The organism is Bacteroides stercoris ATCC 43183 (genome assembly GCF_025147325.1).
GTDB lineage: Bacteria > Bacteroidota > Bacteroidia > Bacteroidales > Bacteroidaceae > Bacteroides > Bacteroides stercoris.
Map to the genome: position 1 here is coordinate 3453304 of NZ_CP102262.1, position 22061 is coordinate 3475364.

Here is a 22061-nt window from a genome sequence, read left to right on the forward strand (position 1 = left end):
ATGTCAGAAAATAGAAACGCTCAGTATCGTTATCAAGTGCTGGACAGATGCTTCAGTGATTGGAATAAGAAATATACTATCGAAGATCTCCTTGAAATAGTCAACAATCATCTTTATGAATTGGAAGGTTCAGACTCCACCATCAAATTGCGTCAGTTACGAGGTGACTTAAATGCCATAAGAAAGATGCTACCCGATAACATCTATCTTGATGCCAAACCATTTGGAGGAAAGAAATGCTACTACAGATATTCTGAGCCAAACTATTCAATCTTCCAGAATGGTCTATCGGTTACCGAGGTTAACTCTTTACGCTCGATAATTGAAATGCTTAGTAAATATCGTGGAGTTACTGGTAATGCTTGGCTTGAAGATGTTATCTCCAATCTAGAACTTCGTTTTGGAGTAAAATCGGATAGAGAAAATCTTATTTCATTTCAGTGTAACTCATGTTTAAAAGGGCTTGAATACCTTTCAACTCTCATAGACGCAACAATCAATCACCAGCCCCTCGAAGTAAGCTACACAACACACGCAGGCATTAGTTCAACGAATGTGCTTCATCCATATTATATGAAACAATATAATAACAGATGGTTCATATTCGGACGTATTAATGGGAAAGATTATATTGTCAACCGAGCCCTTGACCGAATTGAAGGGATAACTAGAAGTGATGTTCCATTCTGTAAAAATGATCTTGTGGATTTCAACTCTTACTTTGATGATATTGTAGGGGTATCGGTGCCTTATGAAGTACAGGAAGCCGAAACAATTATTTTGCAATTTAGTTCAGAACGATTTAAATACATTGTTTCAAAGCCACTGCACACCTCACAGAAAATTATTGATGAATACAAGTGCATAGTTACTATTAAAGTAATACCAACACGAGAACTCGACCAATTAATTCTAGCTTTTGGACCTGATGTTGAAGTCCTAGCTCCAGATAGATACAGAATGAGCATTAAGACTAAAATTGAGAAATGTCTCAATAAATATCGCTCTGTGCATTGCGATTGCATATAAAATTATACTTTTAATGATCACATATATAACAGAGCAGATATTAACCAACATTATATGGAACATGATAGTGTGCAAAATATTAAAATTGAACATTCTAAAAGAAAAGGCGTATCAAGCTTTGTATTGAGTAATGATACGCCTCTTTAAAAGTCCTTTAAATCTACTCTTCAAAAAGCGAAAGTATATAAAATCTGATATATTTTTATCTGATTACGAATTTTGTATGGTAAAAACGGAGCAGACTGTTACAGCAAAAACGGCCATGCTGTTACAGTTCTGACGAGGCAAAGTTATTGTTTTTTTCTTAAACTATCTCCTTTCAATGCAAATCTCGATGCGGTATTTACAACTCTATCCAAGATAGCATCCGCTGCGGAGACATTACTATCGAGCGTTTCATACCAGTTTGCTACGGGCAACTGGCTTGCAAAGATGGTAGATTTGTTTCCGTGTCTGTCTTCTATGATTTCCATCAGGTCGAGTACCTGTTCTGCGGTTAGCTTCTTTATGGCAAAGTCATCGAGTATCAGCAGGTCATACTGAGAAAGCCGTTCGAAGAGTTTAGGAAGCCTGCTTTCTATGCGGGCCATTGTAAGCTCCTCGAAAAGTTTCATCACATTGTAGTAGCGAACCTTGTATCCACATAGGCAGGCATGGTGGCCAAGAGCTGAAGCCAGCCAGCTCTTGCCTGTACCTGTAGGACCTGTAATGATGATGGGATAGCCATGTCTGATGTAATCGCATGTGGCAACCTCATTAAGCAGTGACTGATCTATGCCGCGTGCCGAATCGGCGGCTATTTCACCCAGCGCTACTGTATAACGGAAGTGGGCATTCTTGATGAGCCGGTGCGTACGGTTGGACATACGCATGTCGTTTTCCCCCTGGATGAGCATGCGTATTCCGTCAGCCATTGAGATTGAGTTGATTTTGTGAGCCTCCATGAGGTTTTGCCATGTCTGGGCCATTCCTGGCAACCGCATAGCCTTGAGGTCTGATAAGATTTTTTCCATTGTTGTGCCGTTTTATGGTGATATAATAATATATTACTTGTAAGCTTGCGCTCCCCTGATATTCTCATGCAATGGCAAGGTGGATGTTTGATACTCTGCATCCTTTTCCTGCCGCATCAGGTATCCCTGGCATTTGGACTTCACCAGATTGCTGATGAATGGATAGTTGCATTTTCCGTACTGGACGGATATCTTGCACGCAAGAAGAAAAAGCTCAGGCTCTGTCTCACGGGCGAGAGCCAGGATGCCCTGCGCGGAGCGGTAATACACTTCTGCGGGTCTGTCAGTGGCAGAGAAGAGCTCACGCAGGACATGCTTAGCCATAGGCCCATACTTGGATCCTTTGTCTATGAAGTACTGCGGGGAGTACCCGTAATAAGCCTGTGTCTGTGAAGGCAGATGCTCCTTTACCCAGGTGTAACCACCGTGTTTGAATGAACGCATGTGGGTCGCAATGCAGTTGCCGTCATGATAGATCCTGACCTGTGTATCCGTAAAGATGACTTCCACCTTGTTGCCTATAAGACGGCTGGGGACAGAGTAGTGGTGCCGTTCCCTTCCTAGCTGCACAAAACAGTTCGGAGCGACTGTAAGCAAGGCATGCCGTTTCATCTGGTAACGTTCTCCGGGTAACGGGAGCAACTCGGGTTTCTCAACAGCCAGGAAGCGTTCTACCCGCGAGTAGTCGCATCCCTGCATGCGTCGGCTGTTGTATTTCTCAAGCAGTTCTCCCACTGCTGTATTAAGTTCCTGCAAGGAATGGAAGAGACGGTTCCGCAACGGAGCGTATATGCGCTTGTAACTCTTGTGCACGGCATCTTCGACCAAGGCCTTGTCCTTGGGGCGCCTTACTCTGGCAGGCTGCGCGCAGCATCCGTAATGCGTGGCAAGGTCATTCAGTCCGTCCGTCAGACCGGGAGACCACCTGTCGAAGGATTTTACGGCCGAACGCAGGTTGTCTGGTACCAGGATGCGCGGTGCGCCTCCGAAGAATCGTATGGCGGCATCCACAGCTCCAAGAAAATGTTCTATGCCTTGCGACGGAATACAGGTAATAAAGGTGTAACCGGAGCATGGCAGAACCGCAGCAAACGTCTCTACAGGAACAACCTCGCCGGTTTCCATATCGACGTAGCTCATCCTGTCGCCGGCAAAGTCAATATACATCTTCCCGGCAGGCTGGTGCAACATCTTGAGCACTGTGGAAGGTTTCACTGCTACCACATTCTGTCTCAGATGGAAACGGAATTAGGTCAACCCGTAACCTTCAGGAAGGTCTTTGCGGTATTCTTCCCAAAGAAGATGTGTTGTCATGTGCGGCTTTTTAAGCTCCTGCTCAAAATGAGGAAGTCGTTTCTTGAAGTCCTCAAAGCGCTCATCGCAATAGGCTGGATTTCCGCCATTGAACCGATGGTTCAACTCGGGGTCCTCCAACTTCAAGAGACCATCGACACCTAATGAGTCTTCATTGGCCATCTTGAGATAGCGCTGCACAGTTGTAGGACTCATTGAGTACATTTCGGCCATTCTCCTGACCGACAATCCGTTTTTGTGACCCGTAAGGACCTGCTTGATGATATTCATTTTTTTAGGTTGAGTAGCCATAGTCTTGAAGGATTTTCCTTCAAGATAATAAATTCATCAAAACTGTAACAGCATACTCCGATTCAGCTAGCATTATTGGGCTGTTTTGAGCGGAGTGTAACAGCATGCTCCGATCTTAAAAGAAAAACGGCCTAATCGCTGCTCGTAATTGCCTGATAACCAATACCTGTAAAATGTGATATTTACATGATATTTGGCGTTTCTTTCAACTTCGGTACTGTAACAGCATACTCCGATTTTTCCATTTTGTATAGAAGATTGATTACATATACACTTTTTATCTACGGCAGTATTATGGCTCTTTTATTTAAATATAAGCCCCATCTTTCAGGGAAGTATTAGTATAAATGAAAGAGCTATATGGCTGTATAAAGTCTAATTTTTATCTTAACACTGGCCGTAAGCTTACTTTTTAATTGACTTGTCCTTGATGGACTTCGCCTTGCTGTCCAGTTCTCTTGCAGCCTGTTCTTTCAGCCGTACCTGTTCGATCAGGGTGGCCTGTCTCCGTACCGCTTCCTCGTAGGCCTCCACGTCCTCACGCATCTGCTTGATCAGTCCGTTATCCCGATTCGGTCCAAAGAGATTCTCTAGTTTCACAAGTTGCTCGGGGGTAGCATCTCCTTTCATCTTGACATAACGGTACTTCAGATCATTATCGGCCTGTACATTGTCAGTTCTCACCGAAAAATAGAGAGCCACGGACAAGACCACGATTGTTGCAAACATCACGAAAAAACTCCAAAGAGTGTAAGGGGATTCTATACTCAGGCTGAAATGATGGTTGATGTTGCTTGTCTTGACGGCATTCTTTCTGATTGTGTCATTGGTCTCACAAAACAAGGCTTCCACTTTCTCCTGGTGCTGACGCTGTTCATTACGCATTTCAGACAAGACCTGTCCAAGTCTTTCCTGTGACGAGTTTTTCCTGTCCATGGAAACCATATCGTTCTTAATGGCAGCAAGTCCCTCGTACAAGCGAGCCAACAAGTTGCGAAATGTCTCATGACTTTTCAGGACTTCATTCAGCACGGAGTCATCCTTTTCATTGTTAACTGTCGGGCTGTTACCTTCCGGTAAGGGAACGGACAGCCCGTTGATTTTGTTTTCGATTCTTTCCAGGCATCCAAAGATGCTCTCGATATATTCTTCCAATTTCATATTCCTACAATTTTAATGTTCATAAATAATTTGAATGAAGAAAGGACAGGCTACAGCCCGAATCCTTTCCTCCTTTTCTTTTTCCTGCGTCTGCGCAAGAGTTCTTCCTGAGGTAACGGCTCTTCGGGAGCGGTGTCGCTTTTTGGACTGAACAGTCCAGGTCCCGTACTTTCCAGAAGATGGCCTCCGTCCGGTATTCTTTGCTGCACTTTGCGTTCGGATGCCTGTTGGGATTCCGAAGTCTTCCAACTCAATTGGGCATTCAGCCTGGCAAAGCTGAACTCCCGGCTGATTTGCGAAGCCTTGAAGGTTTGTCCGTCCTTGGTGAACCGGATTCCTTGTATGTCCTCCAGCTTTTTTATCTCCCTGGTACGTTTTACAAATTCCAGCCTGATACCCCGGCGAAGCAGGTAATCGTTGAACTCTTTCCATGTTTTGGAATGCTTCAAAGCTGCCTTGACGGCATTGAAGATTTCGTATTTCACACGCTCCGAAGCATGGAGTTTCTCCACATTAGTCTTGCCCTTGCCCTCCGCATATGTCAGCCCGTACTTGTCCTTAAGCAATTTTGTGGCGATTTCATTACGCTTGTAATCGCTTTGGGAAGAGATTACCTTGCCATCATATCCGATGCGGTTATAGACCAGGTGGCAGTGCGGATTGTCTGTGTTATGATGCCTTACCAGGATGAACTGAGTGTTCTTTATTTCCATCAGTTCCATATATTCCTGGGCTATTTTAGCCATAAATTCATCTGTCAGCAATGCCTTGTCTTCCGGCTTGAAACTCAATGCGATGTGCCCGACAGGCTGTTTTATCTTCGGATTAAGCTCCCGCTGGTAGTCGAAACTGTCCGTTATTTCCCGGATATTTCCCAGCAATACACCATCTGAGTCAATGATTTCCGCGTTGTCCTTGCCCATCACGTAGCGGATACAGCCGCCGAAGGATTTCCCTTTCTTGATCTTTCCAATCATGACGGCCTCCTTTCTCCGTGCCTATACCGGATAATAATCTCCTTGAGTTTCTGCAGAAGTTCTGTTACCGTCCTTTGGGTACGGTGGAATCCGGTCTGATGGGACAGCCGGGTCAGCTGGTTCAGGTTGTTCGCCATACCCGTAAGACTGCGTATGACGGCCGTCTCCTCGGCAGAGTGTCTGGCCGTTATCGTCGTCTCAAAGGCTGATACGCGGAGAAATTCCGCCAGCGTGAGGTTAGCCTGTCTGCTGCGTCGGCATAGCCGCTCGTAGTCTATCTTGGAGAATTTCACTGTAACGGCTTTGCTGAGTTTGCACACTCCGCTTATTTTGGGGCGTCCCCTCGGTCTGTTTTTCTTTCTGTCATTCATATTTTCTTCGTTTGATTTCTGATTATTCTTTTTCTCACAATCTGCGACCACCGGGAGCGGATTGCCTCCACTCTTCGGGAGTGGAGCGAGGTTTTTCGGGATGCCCGAAAGATAACCTCGCTAACTCCCAAAACTGAAGTTTTGTCCGTTACCCCCCCCAGGTCGGCTGCTGACAGTCTGAATACTGTAATGACTGAAGTCAGTAAGCAAGTCTGTCATTCAGGAAAATGTTACAGCTTTCGCCACTGCTCGAAGTCCTCCGAATAGATTTCAAGATGTTGCCGGGCGATGTTCTCAAGCAGTCCTGAAACGCTCATTTTACGTCCTCCCAACCTGCGGACAAACTCGTCCAGCCTGTCACGTACCTCGCCGCTAACAAATACGGGCTTGCGGTCTTCGATTCTCGGAACCTGAAGAAAGGTTTTCCTGTATTCGTCCAGAGAAAGTTTCCTCTGCCTAGTGCTTATACGACGTTGAGACGTTGGAACGGCTTCCTCTTTTCCTGTTGACGGTTGCAGGTTCTCGGATATGAAGTCGGTCTGTTCTACCGTTCCTTCTGACTTCTCTTTCCCGGTATCATTCAAGGATGATTCCAGGACAGTTTCAATGTTGCCATCTGACGGGAGTATGAGTGACATGTCCGTACCTGTCATGGCCTCCCATTCTTCTTTGGTCAATTTCTTTTTTGTTGCCATACATTTTTGATTTTAATCGGTTTACTCACTGGTCTCGGTGCGCACCTTGACTCATTGTTGTGAGCAAAGGAAGTGTGTATAGTGAACAGAATCAAGCAAATGGAGATACCGTGACAATTATGTAATCTCGTGCACTATACCGATTGGGCGGTCGGTGCTGACTGCCGTGATTTGCCGGAGTGATTTCTACATACCGGATTGTTCAAGAAGATTCTGTTTATAAAGAAGGCTCATTGTATACAGTTGATATGTAACATGATGTCATTTCGGGCAACGCATCGTCACTGGTCTGAAAATCCATTGCAGTGTGATTTCTACTGCTTTTATTTGCAGTGGAAACAAGATAAAACGGTCACATTTCCTGCCGAGAATAGGACTATGAGACATGATGGCATATCGGCTGTAAAAGACCTGTTCTGTTCCGGAGATATGAATATATGTTTAACTGAAAATAATGAAGACAATGGAAATCATCAGCTTTGAAAAAAGGACTTTCGAGGAGATTGCCGCCAAACTGGATCGCTTCGTGCAGCGAGTGGAAAGTCTGTGCCGTGAACACGGCGGAAAGGAAACAAGTGAATGGATGGACAACCACGAGGTCTGCCGCAGGTTGCGTATCAGTCCGAGAACCTTGCAGACCCTGAGGGATAACGGGACACTTGCCTTTGCAAAAATCGGGAACCGGACTTACTACCGTCCTGACGATGTAGAGCGAGTGGTCGGGAATGTAGAGGAAAAGCGTAAGGAAGCCCGCTGGAAAGGCAAGACCATTTGAACGAGTTTCAAGAATAATGTATAACCCTATATCAAACGCGTATGAGTAATGAAATCAGAGAAAAGGACCATGAGTGGGTAAAAACGTTCCACTCGAATTTCGACAGGCTGCTGGCCCTGCTCGAAAAGTTATTAGAAAAACGGCAACCGTCCGCCTATGGCGATGAACTGCTGACGGACAAGGAAGTGGCATACCTGCTGAAAGTGAGCCGGAGAACCTTGCAGGACTACCGCAACAACGGCATTCTGCCTTACACGCAGGTAGGCGGCAAGATTCTCTACCGGGCTTCCGACATAGAAAAGGCACTGATGAAAGGGTACAAGGAAGCGTACAGATACAAAAGAAGCTGACACGCAAAACGCTCCACAAAGGACACGTAGGGATTTTGATTTTTCTGGAGGGAGTGCAGTTGACCGCCTGCCCATTTTATGTGTGTTTCTAAAAAACAGCCTTTCCAAATGATAAAATAACAGCATATAGAATTAGGCCCTATTTGAACCAATCTATATGCTGTTTTATCTTTTTTTGACTTTTCCGTCAGTCGCTTGTTTCCGCTGCCGTCGGCGTCCATTGTACAGACGTGAAAGGGAAAAGGTTTTCGGGCTGAATACGCTCTGAAAGAGGAAGATTCAGCCCGAAACGGCAAAGCCGCCAGACCTTTTCGCTTTCAATAGAGTCTGTACTAACTTCTATGGACGGCGAGGAAATGGGCGACTGATTTCAGTTTTCCTGAATGCAATGTTAACAATTGCTAATTAAATATCCCAATTAATATAACGGCACGCTATTTGTTTGTTTGCATAGTGAAAAAGCTATCAATAATGATAGCCATAACAAAATAAAAATTAATTTTTTATGGAAGAATTAGAAATTAGAGCTCTGCTTGAGGGCGCTTATGCGCTGACCCCGACATTACCGGGAAACTATTTAAGGTATGATGAGTTCAGAACTTGTTTTAACAAACTTGTTGAGAAACGCAACAATGTTCCTCTGGACGTAGAAAAATTATTGGAGAGTTATTATCCAAAAGCAAAGTATGAGCCTTGTTATCAACCCCAGGGTACGGGTGAGGTATTTAAGGCTTTTCGTATCGCCCCTAACTATTTGAAAATTACAAACGCACTGAAAGAGAAGATAGAAGCAGCTTTCGCAAGTGTTGTTTCTGATGATGATGGATGGATTCCTTTTGCTGCGATTGGCTCCAAAGTAGCAAAAGATGAATATTTAAAAATGGGATTCATTGGTATCCGACAAGCTGTGGAATGTTTGTTTCGTAAGCGTATCGAATTCCGTATTGGAGATCCATCAAAACATGAAGCTCCGGTAAAAGCACGTGATTTAAAGAAATTAGGGATTAAATCACCAACTTCTACGGTAGCCATAAGGGTGTCATCCCAGACTCTCAGTCTAAAACAAGGATCTTACATAGGAGAATCTATTAGTAATTTCGCCTATTTCCCCAAACCCAAAGATAAACCCGATATCTTAGGGTGGGATGCTGCTATTAATGACTTGGCTGTCAATTTGGCATTAGACGAACGTTGGTATTATGATGAAAAAGACAAGTTGGCAAAACCCATTCTAAAGAATTATCTTTCTTACACTTTTGAACGACTCCAATACGAAGATGAAGAGGAGATAGAAAGATCTAAAAAAGAAGTCAGAAAGCCAATTTTAAAAATTCTTACTAATGAAGACAATGCTGTTTGGAATACAGGATTGGTAGATAACATTTATGACCCGATTTATGCCTTTTTTCAGAAAAATAATGGTAAGAATCCGGCAGTCATTCAACCATGGGTGTTCTTAGGATTTGGGACCGCAAATAGTTACTATCAAAAAATTATAACAGATTTCCCATATAAACCTAAACGAGCTCAATATTTTGATGATCCCCGTGAATTATTCTATGATATTACTGCCCAAAGACCAACTTTAGACTGGAATCATTTTATAAAAGAAAATATAGAACGACTTCCTGTTGGATTTATAAAGAAAGGAGCAACAGATGGTTTCCAATTTATTGAAGACCCAGCAGCATTGCCCAAACCCCAACGAGAAGCCTATTATAAAAAACTAGCTGATGCGATTTTTGAAGATGATGATTGGAAACAATTTCTTACAACACGCTTCAGTAATGCTCTAGATATAGCTCTAAGTCGTGTAGCATGGAACTACAAAACAGCTATTCCAGTATATTATGTCAAGGATCATAAAATGCAACTTTTGCTTCCATTAGCACTTGAGCATAAGGGAACAATAGACGTAGCTCTTGTATGTAACCATAAATACGATAAAGAAAAAGAAGTAAACAATTACGAAGGAAGGACCATATTCACAATGGAAATGGCATATAATAATGCACGATTGATTACTAGACCAGACAGTGATTGGTTGATGGCAGACATGTGTGCAAGGAAGTAATTAGAAAGCACTAGAAGCTGTCTTAAAAGGAATAAGTCGTTATTAGCAAAACGATTCGTTAATCTTTTAAGGCAGCTTCTAATCTTTATATAGTTCCAATATTATTTTATCCGTATACTCCATCAATAAAAATTAAGTAAACGTTTTTATTTCATTTATTAAATTTCTTTTCTCCATTAATTTATCCATATCCACTGAAATCTTGTCATCTGTAACTTTTGCGTATCCTTGTGTAGTTCTGATATTTGTATGTCCCATCATCTTTGAGATGCTTTCCATGGGAACTCCGGCAGAAACCATCAAGGTACCGAAAGTATGACGGCTTTGATGGTATGACAAGTTATGCTTGAACTGAAGCGAAAATCCCAATTCTTGTATCTCAAACCAAATCATACTCCGTATGGGTAACGGGAAAATGGGCTGACTATCATCTGTCATATTATACAAGGAAATTATCTGCTCCGCTACCGGGTGCAATGGTATAAATGACTCAACGCTTGTTTTCTTGCGGTATGTTCTGATATATTTCCGTCCTTCTGCAGTTGTACCTATATGATGCGGATAGAGATTGCGTACATCAACATAAGCCAAACCGCAAAAACATGAAAATATAAAGGTTCTTCTTGCAAGTTCCTGTAATGGATTCTGTTTTGGGTTACTCATTATCTCCTGAAGCTGGCTCTTGCTTATATACATAAGTTTTGTAGGTGCCTTCTTTTCATATTTTATATCATCCAAAGGATTATATCTCAAGATTCCGTTATCCACGGCAAGATAGACCAGACGTTTCAGCCAGCAAAGACAATGGTTACGGTATGATGGCTTATGAGGATAATTTGTTTTCAGATACAAAATGAAATTGGTGCCAAACTCTTCGGTAATATCTGTAAAAAGCATGTCCTCCTTGCCTAGAGAACGGATGTATTCCCCCAGATAGTAATGATACATTTTTGATTGTCTGTAACTGGAGGTTGAATCTATCTGAATGGAACGGATTTTCAGATTTTCCCGTTCCACCTCCCCTGCCTGTAATATGTACTTCGGGATGTCAACTGCTCCTGTCATGGCTGTTTTCAGCAACTCTGCACTGATGACACCGTTTACTTTCAACAGTTCAGCATAAGTTTCATCTACACGTTTCTTATATTCACCAAGCATTCCGTTCAGTCTGTTGTTCTTGATTTCCCCTTTCTTGCTGTTCCACTCTTCCGGCTGGCAATACAACCCGGTTGATAATACAACAGCCTTTCCGTCTATTGTAATACGGCACATGATTGATGTAGTCCCGTCAGATTTGACTTTACTGCGGTTTATATAATACAATTGCTTATATGTACTTCTCATGATTCTTTCTTGATTTATAATACCAGTTTCATATCACTCGTTGCTTCGATGAATTTATCCATATCCTCGAAAAGTTTTTTAGGAGTTACCCTTGCATAAAGCTGAGTAGTTGTCAGATTGGTATGACCCAGCATTTTGCTGATTGTTTCAATAGGAACACCAGCCTCAAGGGTTATCAGACTTCCGAAGGTATGTCTTCCCATGTGATAGACCAGGTCACAGCTTATGCCAGCCAGATCCCGCAAACCTTTCATGTGTCGCCTCATATTGGGGTGGTGTATCATCGGGAAAAGTTCTTCCCTGTCATTCGAACGATATTTTTCTATAAGAGCGATAGCCTCCGGCAGCAATTTGACGCGGGCCAGATATTCATTCTTCTTTCTCAGATACTTTAACCATAAGTCGCCTTTATCGTCCTTGTATATATTATCTCCAGTGATTGAAACTGCATCCGCATACGGAACTCCTGTATAACAGGCAAAGAGAAACAAATCCCTGGCTATATTATGAGTGATTCTTTCCGGTGGTATTACAACATCACGAATCTTTTCAAAATCCTCACGACTCAAAGCCCGTGGTGGTTTCCTGTTCTCTTGGGGTAGTTTGAAATTCACAAAATAACGCTTCTCCGCATGTCCTTCCTTGAATGCAATCCGGCAGATTTTCTTCAGGATTGCCAGATAATGTCTTACCGTATCTACCGCAAGTCCTTTGTCCTTCAGTATATAATCCTGAAACTCCCATGGGATGTGTTCATTCAACTGTCCAAAAGCAACATCATTTGTCTTGAATCGTTTTTGAATAAATTCGCCAAGATACCTCCGGGTGTAAATGTATGTTGACATGGAGCTTTTCGCCACATCAATACCGATTCTTGAGCGCATATCCTCTATATGCATATCAAGCCGTTTCAACAGAGTCATCTGGGTTTCTACACTTCCCTGCAAAAGCTCTTTGACAGCAGTTGCGTCAAAATCAATCTTACGTTCAACAAGTGAATCAAATGCAGAATTGACCGAAAGCAAGAGCCAGTCAATTTTCGCATTAATATCAACGGCTTCTTTACTTTTTCCATTCAGTCGGCTTTCTCTTGGATTCCATAACTCCGGAGTACATGATAGCTTACAACTGAATTGCGCCATCGTATTGTTTACCGTTATTCTCCCCATTATCGGAGCCTTTCCGAATTTGTCAAGACCGCTCTTTTTCAGGTAGAGCAACACCTTGAATTTTTCTACTTTCATACGCTTATTTTTTTAATGGCAAAATTACCTATTTCATAAGCGTCCTTTGATATGCAAAATGCTGACATACAGTGAATAATAGCCTCTGTGACAGTTTATTCATTGTTCGGCCAGTTACCTATTCCGTTCAGGTAACTGGACAACTAACACTCTGGTAACTGAACACCTGCAATATCCTGTCCATTTTTGCTTTACTTTATCTCAGCAAAAAACGGAACTACTACTCATATTCAACTGATTACGTTTTCCTTTCTCATCCCTTCATCTGCTTGCTTCCTGTATTCTGTTCCACTGCTTCCGGCACACCTTTGCAACCTTGCAACTTGCAAGCGGGACACAAATAACCACCATACAGAAGATGTTAGGACACAAGAACATCGGTACAACTTTGGTGTATGCAAAGACACTGGAGGAAGCGAAAAGAGAAGCGGCAGAGAAAATAAAAATCCTTTAAATAAGAATCTATGAATATAAATTTTGATGAATCAGATAAAATAATTGCATTATACAAAGAAACAGCACACACTATTAACACGTTTCCGACAAAAATGAAAGAAGCTGTTATAAATGAAAAAAGCAAAACACAACATAAAAAAAAGATTGAAGGCGTAGCAACAGTATCTGTAAATCGTTCATTTGTAAAAACAGAACTTATGCATAGCATAGAACTTGCTTGTTATCGTTTTATTGAATCAGAACCAGTATTTAGGACTATATCAAAAAACGAGTTGCGATTTTTAGAAGGCTATGAAGGGGCTACATCAGTTGGAGAGCTGTTTGAAGAAGAGTTTCTGGAAAATCTACCAGATTTGTCTTATAAAAACATTGATGATTTGATAAAAATATATGAGAAATATTGGAAAGAAATATTTGATATCCAATTAAAAGATAATATTATAGCTGGAAGTGAAGTTACAAATAATATAGAAGATAATTCTTTATATTCCATAATGCGTGAAGCCGTAAAGACGAATTTTTTTACAAAGGAAGAAGCGGATGAATTTTATGAAAAATACTACGAAATCACAGAAGAACTTAAAAACGTTAAAGATTGTATATCAAATGTTTTAAATAAATGGAGATTGATAGCACGGGAAGAAACAATGAATCATAGCCAATACAAGATTTCAGAAAGTAAAAAAACTGATTTTATCAAAATAATTAGCGCCATGTATGACTGTGATATTTTTGAGACTTTAGAAGGGAAAAAAGCATCTAATAAAAGAGAACTTATCAAAACGTTAGGGCATTTTTTTAATACAAACATTGAAGATTGCAGCAAATTTTTATCTGCGGCTAAAAATACAAATAATTACATGGATATATTCAACAAGTTAAAAGACAAAGGAGAAGAATATTATAAAAAATAATCTTTTTTTGATTAGGGTCTAATTAGGGTAAAAGGATTATATTTCGTTTTACTTATTCTTTTGCACCGTTATCTCATTCGAGGTAGCGGTTTTCTTTTTCTATCATGGCGGGAATTGAAAGCCAAACGGAGCCAGCAGGATAACATAATGAACGAAGTAATCACCTTTGAAACTATGCCTAAAGCAATGGCATACCTCATCAACAAAGTAGAGGCTTTAGAGAAAGCTCTATTAGAGAAGAACGAGACACCAACCACCCCTGTAGATAGATGGCTCAACATTGACGAACTCAAAGCCTATCTACCCGACCATCCGGCAAAAGCTACTATCTACGGATGGGTAAGCAAGCGAGAAATTCCATTTCACAAGGGAGGTAAGAAATTACGTTTCCTGCAATCCGACATTGACAAATGGTTATCCTATGGTAAACGAAAAAGCGAAAGCGAATTAAGGGATGAAGCTAACAAATATTGTAAAACCAAACGAATAGGAGACTAATTTATGGATAAAAGAAAAAAGGTAGCCTCATCGACTACCAATCTCCCTAACTACGAAGGCAAAGATACTAATTCTTCCCGAAATATCAGGGCTGTCAGAAAACTATTTTTATCAGGCGATAAGTTTACAGCCAGGCGGATTAATGAACTGGTAGGCTTTAATGATGCCCGTAAGGCTATTTCTGAATTACGCCATAAGGAAGGCATGAACATCCAGGATATTCGGTTGTCAAACGGTTGCAAATTATACTGGTTGGCAGAGAAAGGAGGACACAATGAATGAAGAAAGTAAAATCTCCCAAATAAAACTGTTATCAGAGTGTTTTGCGGAATCCCCTAAAACCATGTATCAGGCCGAGCGGGAAACAGGTGTAAGGATTGCCAATATTTGTCGTTTTATAGACAAGATGAAAAAAAGCGGTAATATCCGTAAGGTATCATCCGGCAAATGTCCCATATCACACAGGAAAGCCGGATTCTATACGAGCAACCGGGAATACTTCAAAGACGATAAACAGCCTTCACTTTTTTGTGATTTCTGGAACGGTATAAAATTAAAGCCATGAACATAAGTGTAAATAATAAAACTTTGTCCGATGTGCTTGTATTACCTATTGACGGGCTTTCAGCAAATGCACAAGAGATAATTAGAGAAGTGTCGGAAGTGTATCAGTGTAGCCGTGATATAGTACTGGCTGCAATGTTTAGTGCGGTCGGTGTAGCAGTCGGCAAAAAAATAAGGATTTCCGATAACAAGTATTTTAACTATCCGTGTCTTTGGGCGTGTGCAGTCGCCCCGTCCGGTTCTAACAAGTCCACCCCTGTACGCTTCATTCTGCAACCTTTAAAGGATAGGGACGCAAACGAATACAAGGCATACAGGGAAGAGCTGAAGGGTTTCAAGGATTCAAAGGATGAGCATAAGGAAAGACCGATATTCAGGCAGTTGCTTTTAAGCGATTCCACACCCGAAGCGAGGAACCAGGTATTATCTACCAGCCATAACGGAATATTGCTTTACAGGGACGAAATAAAGGGCTTTCTTGACGATATAGGACGATATAACAAGAGTGGCGAGGTAAGCCAGTTATTATCGGTCTTTGATTCTGATAACATTGTAATAAACCGAAAGTCAGATGATACACTGTTAGTCGAAGAGCCATTTATGGGTGTTTTAGGAACAATTCAGCCTGACGTACTTGCGGACACATTCGGTAACGACCTGCTTATGAACAACGGCTTTAATCAAAGGTGGCTATTCGTTTACCCGGATGAAAATCCGTCTGCAATGTATTCGGAGAAGTCTATCAGCAAAGAGGTACGGGAAGCATGGAGCAGTTACATTAATGCTTTATTGGATGCAGATTTCAAGGCTGGTGGATGCGATACGGTCTATATCATTGATGAGGCAAAACGTCTCTATATCGAATACTATAACGAATTACAGGTAAAGAAGCAAAGTACGGATGATAGCTACATGTGTGCCGTATATTCAAAACTGCAAATCATAGTGGAACGCTGGGCTTTGATAACACACCTGTTAGGAGATAATACGGGTATGAGCCGTATTTTGCCGAAAGAAATGGAGTATTCAATCAGATGTATGGGTTACTTCGAGAGATGTGCGGAAAAGGTGTATATGAAGCTGACGGAAAACAGAAAACAGCCGGAAGCGAAAACAATGGGTAAAGAGGAAATGATAGCTAATGTTTACCATTTGACTAACCCGGTCAGTCAAAGCGCTGTTGCTGATGCGATTGGGGTTTCAAAGCAATACATATCAAAATGCCTAAAGAAATACCCTAAGTTGACAGGTTGTCGGTTGACAGATACTGAAAGCATTGATATACAACAAGATATAAACAAAACTGCGTCAACCTTGTAACTTGTGGTTTTTCAAAAGCTTAAGCATAGAGATAGACTGATAAAATTGCATAAACACCTATAAATTAAAAGTTTAATAGTAACAATCCGACAACCGGTCAACCGTCTACTAATTTTTATAAGATTATGAAGAAAGATATTTTTGATGTAGAGATTTCCGTTTATAACGGTGTGAAAGATGTGTACGGCACAACGTGCAAACTCCGTGATTTCCTTTTCAGCAAGAAGCACGTTTCGGAGATTGAACGCCTGCGGTCTTTGCCGACAAAGGAAGAAAAGAACGAGGTAAAGAAGCGTTTGCCTATGGCTTGCATAAGTGGGTTATTCCAGCCGACACGGAAAGCGGAAAAACTTGTAAGACATTCCGGGCTTATCTGCGTGGATATTGACCGAAAGGATAATTTACATATAGATAACTGGGACGAAATAAAGCAGGAGCTTTGCAAGTTGAAAGAAATAGCCTATATCAGTCTTTCGGTAAGCGGCAACGGCTATTTTGTCATTATTCCGTTGAAATACCCCCACGCACATAAAGGGCAATTCGAGAAGCTGAAACAGGACTTTGCACGGATAGGTATCATTATAGACCCTGCTTGCGGTGATGTAACCCGAATGCGCTGTTTGTCCTATGATGCGGAACCTTATATCAATGTTGAGGCAATCCCCTACGATGGATATTACAAAGAGCCACGTCCGACAAACAGTTATCAATATTCAGGCGGTGATAACGTATTGGATAAGGTGGCAAAGTGCTGTGAGAAGATAGGAGCCAACGGAATAGACATCACAGGCGATTACAAGGACTGGTTTACGGTCGGTTGTGCGTTGGCTTCATTGGGTGAAAGCGGCCGTTCCTTCTTCCATATATGCAGCAGACAGAACACAAAGTACAAATACGCTGAAACCGACAAGAAGTTTTCCAACCTATTGCGTACTGGGAAGCGTATCGGAATCGGCTCTTTCTTCGAGATATGCAAGGATTACGGGATAACCTACAAAGATGCTTAGCCTTATAGAAGTAGAAGTAATACACGGTCAGATTATCGCAAAAGCCAACGGATACAAATCAGTTAATGATATGGCAGCAAGGGCTATAGGTCAAGCAAAGTTCAATGAAATGTTTGGAGGTATCCCGGAATGGATAAGGGCAAGCCCCGACAGTGAATTTACATTTGTAGGTATAAATCCGATATTATTCAATTAAACGTTTTATTTATAAACAGTCTAAATAACCCAAAGGAAACCCAAAGGGATAAATATAGAAAAAGCGTGTAAATCAGCACCCCTATCCCCTATGTGTGCGTGTGGGTTGCTCCTATCTCATCCACCAGCTTTTGCAGGAACTTCAAGCGTTCCCCGTAATCTTTGTAATCATGTTTGTTATCCTTGCTTTTGCGGTAACGTCTTGCCGGTGGTATGTCAATAGAAATTGGCTCTAACCTCCTATAATCACCATCGACAATCATTTGTACCGTTCCGTCAGAGAGTTTACCAACTTGTATTGAAAGATTAACTACCCTTTGCCCGGAAAGGCAACGGAGCAAATAAACGAACATAGCGGATTTGAGAAAGAAAAGTACATGATACTCATTCACTCCGTCATGCAAGCACACACACCAGTAAGGAAAGCCATGCCATTTGGTTTTTGATACGGACATAAGCCGCCCCTCTACTTGTGAAAATTCGAGTTCCTGGTCTGCATAAGGTGGCACGCAGCGCAACCGACCACGTGATACCCGTACATCAATAGGAACACCAAAGCAGGGCATATCATCGTTTATACTATTCATTTCATTGCTTTCTTTTTAGTATCAAAAAAGGGGTGAACATTTGCCCACCCCTTATTGCGGATTACAAGCACTGGAGTAACCTTTTTCTCCCTCTCACCGCTTTAGGTTCTTTCATCGTGCCCGGACATCCTTCGTTATTTATAGCGGTGAAGGTTCGTAGCCGCTTGCTATCATTGGAGGATAGAACTATTCTTTCTCACCCGGTAGGGTATTCAGTATATTGGGATTGGGCTTGTAATGTTCCGTCTTGTCGTCATTGATTGTTATGAAACCTTGCCAACGTCCCCAACATTCCACCGCATCCGCAAAGGCATTGTTTCCCTCAATGGCTGATTGCAACTCATTCAGAGCCTTTGCAGCCTTGACACTTAGTTTCCATACCTTTTCGGCTTGCTCGCCACCGTACACGCTGCATTCCGCTTTCAGAGCTTCCAGCCCGTCCTTGTCAAGCAGGCAAACACCGTCCTTTATCGTGGTCTTGTCAATGATTTGATGAGTTTTCTTTGCCATCAATGCTTTGTGGATGGCTTTCACAGCGTCAGAAATACCACCGTCAGAAAAGGCTGTGGAAAGCCGTACTGACTTCGGTACATTGTTCATGTAGGCATTATACTCTTTCCTTGCAGCCTCAACAAGTTCATCACAGAGAGAAGAAGGTGAAGAAAGAAATTTCCGTATTTGCTCGTCTGTAAGTTCTTCACACACTTTTTTCAGTTCCTCGATAGCAAGGTTTACATCTTTCGCCCAGTCCTCGTTATAACCAATTTGTAGCTTTAAGCGATTTTCATTGGTGTAGATAAGTTTTTTCATCTTCTGCCTCCTTTCCCTTGTTTTTCCCGGCAACGTGCATCATTTCGGATTGCACCGACAACACTTTCCATAAAAGAGCCGTACTTCGGGGCTTGTGCCTCACGTTCTCTTTTTACGATTGCTACCACATCGGCAGTAAGTTCTTTCATTTCTTTTTCGTTCATGTTATCCTCCTTTTTAGTTTAATACAAATATAAACATAATTATGATAATATACAAATATTTACATATTTTCATTAAAGTAATACTTTAAATAAAAGAGGCGATTTAAGACATTATCCCAAATCAAGGTAATTAACTTGTATTGCCAAAGTGGGGAAAATGCCGTGAAAAGGCTGGAATGAAGCGAGAGAGGATATAAAGACACTTTGCAGGATGGTATCAAAAAGAAAAAGGCAGGCTACTATTGTTCACCTGCCCCAACTATATCTATTGCCCCACAAAGATACGACTTTCTTTTGATAGGGAAAAATTTCAAAAAAAAATTGAGAGGGGACGGACAAAAGTCGAAAATCAGCCATACCGGGAGGGGGGGGAGTTAACACGGTACTCCGTTCTCAAATAGGTATTCCGGAGCTATGTCCGCACCGTTGGCCCAATATTGCACTCATGCCTTTTCTATTGTTGTTCTGATAGCTATCGGTTGACCGCAATAAGGGCACGTTTCCCCTTTGGCTTCTTTGGCTACTTCTGCCGGTGATGCAAAGAGTTGCCACATAGGAACATCTAAAGCGGTGGCTATCTTTTCATAAGATGCTATATTAGCCGTTCCGTTTATCTGGGTGGATAATGTTACTCTATTTAACCCCATTTTTTCAGCAAGTTCATTGATAGTTACGCCTTTCTCCTTGAGAATGTCTTTAATTCTATTCATAACTTTTTCTTTTGGTTTTTACAAAAATAGATATAATAATTAAATGTAGTCACTTTACACTACAAAATAATGTTAAATGCAGTATATTTGCACTTCGTTTATTTGTTTATGTAGTATAAAGTGGCTACATTTGCAATACAATAATAAACCAATAAGAAATAAGCCTTATGACAAAAGAAGAATTAAACCAGATGTGCAGAGAATACCAACAAGTATTGGTAATGAGTGAAGCGGAAGTATTCGCCATGTACGAAGAAAGCAAAGATGAGTGTGTAGCTTCTTTTGAGGCTGAAATAGACTTTTGGGAAAAGATAATGTATAACTACTAAAGCATACGATTATGAGAACGAAAGATTTTCATTCACCGGAAACACTGATTTCCACAGCGGTAAAGATAGGGCACAACAAGCAGGAGGCAAGCGAAATTATCGCAAAGAACTACGACTACATTAAGAGAGTTTACCCGAATGTATCAGCAAAGAAAGCGGTACATATCGCCTATGTAATTTATTAACCCAATAATGCTAACGATATGAGTACACAGTTTAAAAGTCTGATGCGTGAGGTTATGTGCCTCGCCTGGCAAATGGTCAAGAAAAACGGTTTTTCAATGAGTGAAGCACTTAAAACCGCTTGGATGAATATCAAGTTGAAAGCAGCCATGAAAGAAAGGATAGTAAGGTTCTACTTCCAAAAGGTGGACGGTTCACTACGTGAGGCATACGGAACACTCAAAGAAAGCTTGCTACCCGAAAACAAGGGCACGGACAACCGCAAAAAGAGTGACACGGTACAAGTTTACTTTGATACGGAGAAAAGCGAATATAGGTGCTACAAAGTGGCGAACCTTGTAAGGATAGGATAAAGTATTACTCCGGTGGGTATGTCCGATTTTGGACAGACCCCACCACAAAGAAGAAAGGAGCGTTATGTTTTTCATTTTATGTGTTGTGTGGTTGCTTTGCGGTTGTGCAAAAGAGTTGACCGGAAGAAACGGATTTTAAAAGCAAAAGGAATGGATATAGTTATCTTATTGCTTTCGTTGGCGCTTGGTAGAATGCTATACGAGAAGAACGATAGATTCAGAGAATTTATAGATAAGGAAGATTATTAATCATGGAAGAAAACAGACAACTTGTAGGCAATATTTGCGCTTCTATTGAAGAACTTGGTAATGTGATAGTAGATAACGTAGCTGCATCACACAAAGATTATGAGATGATGATTGCTTCTTTGGATAGGTCAATAGCTGAAATGAAGAAAAGATTAAGAAATATATTGCCACATAACCAAGCATAGATGCACGTTGAGGTTTCGACCAACGTTCACGTTATGATACCCCGTCAGCAATACGGCTGGCGGGCAGATGGCAGGAATAATGACTAAAACAAATATTCATCTATTATGGAAATCAGTACAGCAATGATGCAACACATCCTCCGATTGACGGAAGGATATACGGATTTATTGAACGAGCTTAAGGAAGTCAAGGCGGAACTTGCAGAACTCAAAGGAGAAAAGCCCAAGAAGCCGACAATTCATGAAACCAAATACCCACACATGAGTATAATAATGAAGAAATGATTGTATAAGGTAGGGCAACACCTTGCAAGATACGAAGGAATTAGACACACAAGAATAACACTTTACCTATTTCCCTATAGACGGACTGAACGGCAACGGGTAGCGAGAACCCGGTAGGGAGCAAGGCACGCTTACCCGATACCTTTGCATAATCGGAGGCGAGATACAGAACATAAGCAGATGCACACAAAAATGTGTTGGAAGCGGTTCTTTCGTTTGTATGGTGGCAAAAGAGAGGTTATAGGCAATACCATAAATTTGGTAGTTGACGTTGTTTTTGATGCAAATATCTATAATACAAAATATTACAATACAGTCAACCGTCAACCTGTCAACCTCTACTATAATTTTATGTATTGCGCTTTGTTTTGGTGTAATACATTTTGTATCTGTTTTAAGTGGGACCGCAGCCGCAACACCGCAACATAGTGTGCAATCATTGACAGTATAACAACTAATGAGATACGAAACAATATCTCTCAAGATGTTCACCAACATTTCTACAACCTTGATACCTTTTACAGGAGAAATAAACACGCATATCAAAGGAAAAGATTATCTTTGCCATTATTAGCGGTTTATTTATGGTTGCTTATTGTTAAAAAGCACACACT

Annotated in this window: 29 protein-coding genes and 1 pseudogene; 17 read left to right on the top strand and 13 right to left on the bottom strand. The window is 41.4% G+C overall.

From position 1 onward, the window contains the following. Positions 1-1029, top strand: coding sequence for a helix-turn-helix transcriptional regulator (locus tag NQ565_RS14450; protein WP_004329626.1), 1029 nt, complete (start codon positions 1-3; stop codon positions 1027-1029). A 290-nt stretch (positions 1030-1319) separates the two neighbouring features. On the opposite strand, the gene istB is transcribed toward NQ565_RS14450, so the two are convergent. The 7 genes from istB to NQ565_RS14485 form a co-directional block, all read right to left on the bottom strand. Then, positions 1320-2042, bottom strand: a complete 723-nt coding sequence (gene istB / locus NQ565_RS14455; RefSeq protein WP_004329624.1) for an IS21-like element helper ATPase IstB — start codon at positions 2040-2042, stop codon at positions 1320-1322. A 33-nt stretch (positions 2043-2075) separates the two neighbouring features. Then, positions 2076-3257 (bottom strand): Mu transposase domain-containing protein, encoded by a 1182-nt coding sequence (locus tag NQ565_RS14460; protein ID WP_155817341.1) that lies wholly within the window; start codon positions 3255-3257, stop codon positions 2076-2078. A gap of 33 nt (positions 3258-3290) precedes the next feature. Continuing rightward, positions 3291-3647 (bottom strand): helix-turn-helix domain-containing protein, encoded by a 357-nt coding sequence (locus NQ565_RS14465; RefSeq protein WP_004329622.1) that lies wholly within the window; start codon positions 3645-3647, stop codon positions 3291-3293. 405 nt (positions 3648-4052) lie between these two features. Then, a complete protein-coding gene (locus NQ565_RS14470; protein ID WP_004329620.1) occupies positions 4053-4808 on the bottom strand; it encodes a hypothetical protein in 756 nt (251 codons plus the stop codon). 50 nt (positions 4809-4858) lie between these two features. Next, positions 4859-5785: a relaxase/mobilization nuclease domain-containing protein gene (locus NQ565_RS14475; RefSeq protein ID WP_004329619.1), complete on the bottom strand. Its 927-nt coding sequence runs from the start codon at positions 5783-5785 to the stop codon at positions 4859-4861. Beyond that, positions 5782-6156: a plasmid mobilization protein gene (locus NQ565_RS14480; protein ID WP_050751518.1), complete on the bottom strand. Its 375-nt coding sequence runs from the start codon at positions 6154-6156 to the stop codon at positions 5782-5784. The genes NQ565_RS14475 and NQ565_RS14480 overlap by 4 nt, the downstream gene beginning before the upstream one ends. A gap of 230 nt (positions 6157-6386) precedes the next feature. Continuing rightward, positions 6387-6851 (bottom strand): DUF3408 domain-containing protein, encoded by a 465-nt coding sequence (locus NQ565_RS14485; protein WP_004329617.1) that lies wholly within the window; start codon positions 6849-6851, stop codon positions 6387-6389. Positions 6852-7305: 454 nt separating this feature from the next. Here NQ565_RS14485 and NQ565_RS14490 point away from each other — a divergent pair, with 454 nt between their 5' ends. From NQ565_RS14490 to NQ565_RS14500, 3 genes are all read left to right on the top strand, one after another. After that, entirely contained in the window at positions 7306-7626 is a 321-nt protein-coding gene (locus NQ565_RS14490; RefSeq protein WP_005652128.1) for a helix-turn-helix domain-containing protein, read from the top strand. 41 nt (positions 7627-7667) lie between these two features. Then, on the top strand, positions 7668-7976 hold the full coding sequence (locus NQ565_RS14495) for a helix-turn-helix domain-containing protein (RefSeq protein WP_004329615.1): 309 nt from the start codon (positions 7668-7670) through the stop codon (positions 7974-7976). 505 nt (positions 7977-8481) lie between these two features. Beyond that, the gene (locus NQ565_RS14500) at positions 8482-10050 is read left to right on the top strand and encodes a DUF3825 domain-containing protein (RefSeq protein ID WP_004329614.1); all 1569 of its coding nucleotides are present in this window, start codon (positions 8482-8484) and stop codon (positions 10048-10050) included. 132 nt (positions 10051-10182) lie between these two features. Here the strand turns inward: NQ565_RS14500 and NQ565_RS14505 are convergent, their stop codons facing one another. After that, positions 10183-11394, bottom strand: coding sequence for a site-specific integrase (locus NQ565_RS14505; protein WP_005652132.1), 1212 nt, complete (start codon positions 11392-11394; stop codon positions 10183-10185). 14 nt (positions 11395-11408) lie between these two features. Beyond that, positions 11409-12638, bottom strand: a complete 1230-nt coding sequence (locus tag NQ565_RS14510; protein WP_004329612.1) for a site-specific integrase — start codon at positions 12636-12638, stop codon at positions 11409-11411. 286 nt (positions 12639-12924) lie between these two features. Between NQ565_RS14510 and NQ565_RS14515 the strand changes: the two are divergent. The 8 genes and pseudogenes from NQ565_RS14515 to NQ565_RS14550 form a co-directional block, all read left to right on the top strand. Continuing rightward, positions 12925-13092, top strand: a pseudogene (locus NQ565_RS14515) (tyrosine-type recombinase/integrase); the annotation flags it as partial. Positions 13093-13102: 10 nt separating this feature from the next. After that, positions 13103-14008 (top strand): hypothetical protein, encoded by a 906-nt coding sequence (locus tag NQ565_RS14520; protein WP_005652135.1) that lies wholly within the window; start codon positions 13103-13105, stop codon positions 14006-14008. A 114-nt stretch (positions 14009-14122) separates the two neighbouring features. Beyond that, positions 14123-14506, top strand: a complete 384-nt coding sequence (locus tag NQ565_RS14525) for a helix-turn-helix transcriptional regulator (protein ID WP_231292970.1) — start codon at positions 14123-14125, stop codon at positions 14504-14506. A 3-nt stretch (positions 14507-14509) separates the two neighbouring features. Further along, entirely contained in the window at positions 14510-14788 is a 279-nt protein-coding gene (locus tag NQ565_RS14530; RefSeq protein WP_152635404.1) for a hypothetical protein, read from the top strand. Then, entirely contained in the window at positions 14781-15071 is a 291-nt protein-coding gene (locus NQ565_RS14535; protein WP_005652475.1) for a hypothetical protein, read from the top strand. The genes NQ565_RS14530 and NQ565_RS14535 overlap by 8 nt, the downstream gene beginning before the upstream one ends. Continuing rightward, a complete protein-coding gene (locus tag NQ565_RS14540; protein ID WP_259830210.1) occupies positions 15068-16390 on the top strand; it encodes a YfjI family protein in 1323 nt (440 codons plus the stop codon). The genes NQ565_RS14535 and NQ565_RS14540 overlap by 4 nt, the downstream gene beginning before the upstream one ends. Positions 16391-16515: 125 nt before the next feature. Further along, positions 16516-17397 carry a BT4734/BF3469 family protein gene (locus NQ565_RS14545; RefSeq protein WP_074713758.1) on the top strand — a complete coding sequence of 294 codons (882 nt, stop codon included), beginning with the start codon at positions 16516-16518 and terminating at the stop codon, positions 17395-17397. Beyond that, the gene (locus tag NQ565_RS14550; protein ID WP_074713713.1) at positions 17390-17593 is read left to right on the top strand and encodes a hypothetical protein; all 204 of its coding nucleotides are present in this window, start codon (positions 17390-17392) and stop codon (positions 17591-17593) included. The genes NQ565_RS14545 and NQ565_RS14550 overlap by 8 nt, the downstream gene beginning before the upstream one ends. Positions 17594-17681: 88 nt before the next feature. On the opposite strand, the gene NQ565_RS14555 is transcribed toward NQ565_RS14550, so the two are convergent. From NQ565_RS14555 to NQ565_RS14570, 4 genes are all read right to left on the bottom strand, one after another. Next, positions 17682-18179: a hypothetical protein gene (locus tag NQ565_RS14555; RefSeq protein WP_005652606.1), complete on the bottom strand. Its 498-nt coding sequence runs from the start codon at positions 18177-18179 to the stop codon at positions 17682-17684. 186 nt (positions 18180-18365) lie between these two features. Further along, complete coding sequence (locus NQ565_RS14560; RefSeq protein ID WP_005652604.1) at positions 18366-18989, bottom strand: hypothetical protein; 624 nt, start codon at positions 18987-18989, stop codon at positions 18366-18368. Next, complete coding sequence (locus NQ565_RS14565; protein ID WP_005652603.1) at positions 18986-19153, bottom strand: hypothetical protein; 168 nt, start codon at positions 19151-19153, stop codon at positions 18986-18988. Before NQ565_RS14565 ends, NQ565_RS14560 begins: the two co-directional genes overlap by 4 nt. A gap of 443 nt (positions 19154-19596) precedes the next feature. Further along, positions 19597-19863, bottom strand: coding sequence for a helix-turn-helix domain-containing protein (locus NQ565_RS14570; protein ID WP_005652601.1), 267 nt, complete (start codon positions 19861-19863; stop codon positions 19597-19599). A 167-nt stretch (positions 19864-20030) separates the two neighbouring features. On the opposite strand from NQ565_RS14570, the gene NQ565_RS14575 reads away from it, so the two are divergent. The 5 genes from NQ565_RS14575 to NQ565_RS14595 all read left to right on the top strand — a co-directional run bounded on the left by NQ565_RS14575 (position 20031) and on the right by NQ565_RS14595 (position 21447). Next, positions 20031-20192, top strand: a complete 162-nt coding sequence (locus tag NQ565_RS14575; RefSeq protein WP_005652599.1) for a hypothetical protein — start codon at positions 20031-20033, stop codon at positions 20190-20192. 11 nt (positions 20193-20203) lie between these two features. Next, positions 20204-20377: a hypothetical protein gene (locus NQ565_RS14580; protein ID WP_005652598.1), complete on the top strand. Its 174-nt coding sequence runs from the start codon at positions 20204-20206 to the stop codon at positions 20375-20377. Positions 20378-20395: 18 nt separating this feature from the next. Beyond that, complete coding sequence (locus NQ565_RS14585) at positions 20396-20728, top strand: SH3 beta-barrel fold-containing protein (RefSeq protein ID WP_005652596.1); 333 nt, start codon at positions 20396-20398, stop codon at positions 20726-20728. Between the two features lie 251 nt (positions 20729-20979). Further along, complete coding sequence (locus NQ565_RS14590; RefSeq protein WP_005652592.1) at positions 20980-21162, top strand: hypothetical protein; 183 nt, start codon at positions 20980-20982, stop codon at positions 21160-21162. Between the two features lie 105 nt (positions 21163-21267). Then, the gene (locus tag NQ565_RS14595) at positions 21268-21447 is read left to right on the top strand and encodes a hypothetical protein (RefSeq protein ID WP_005652590.1); all 180 of its coding nucleotides are present in this window, start codon (positions 21268-21270) and stop codon (positions 21445-21447) included. Positions 21448-22061 lie beyond the last annotated feature (614 nt).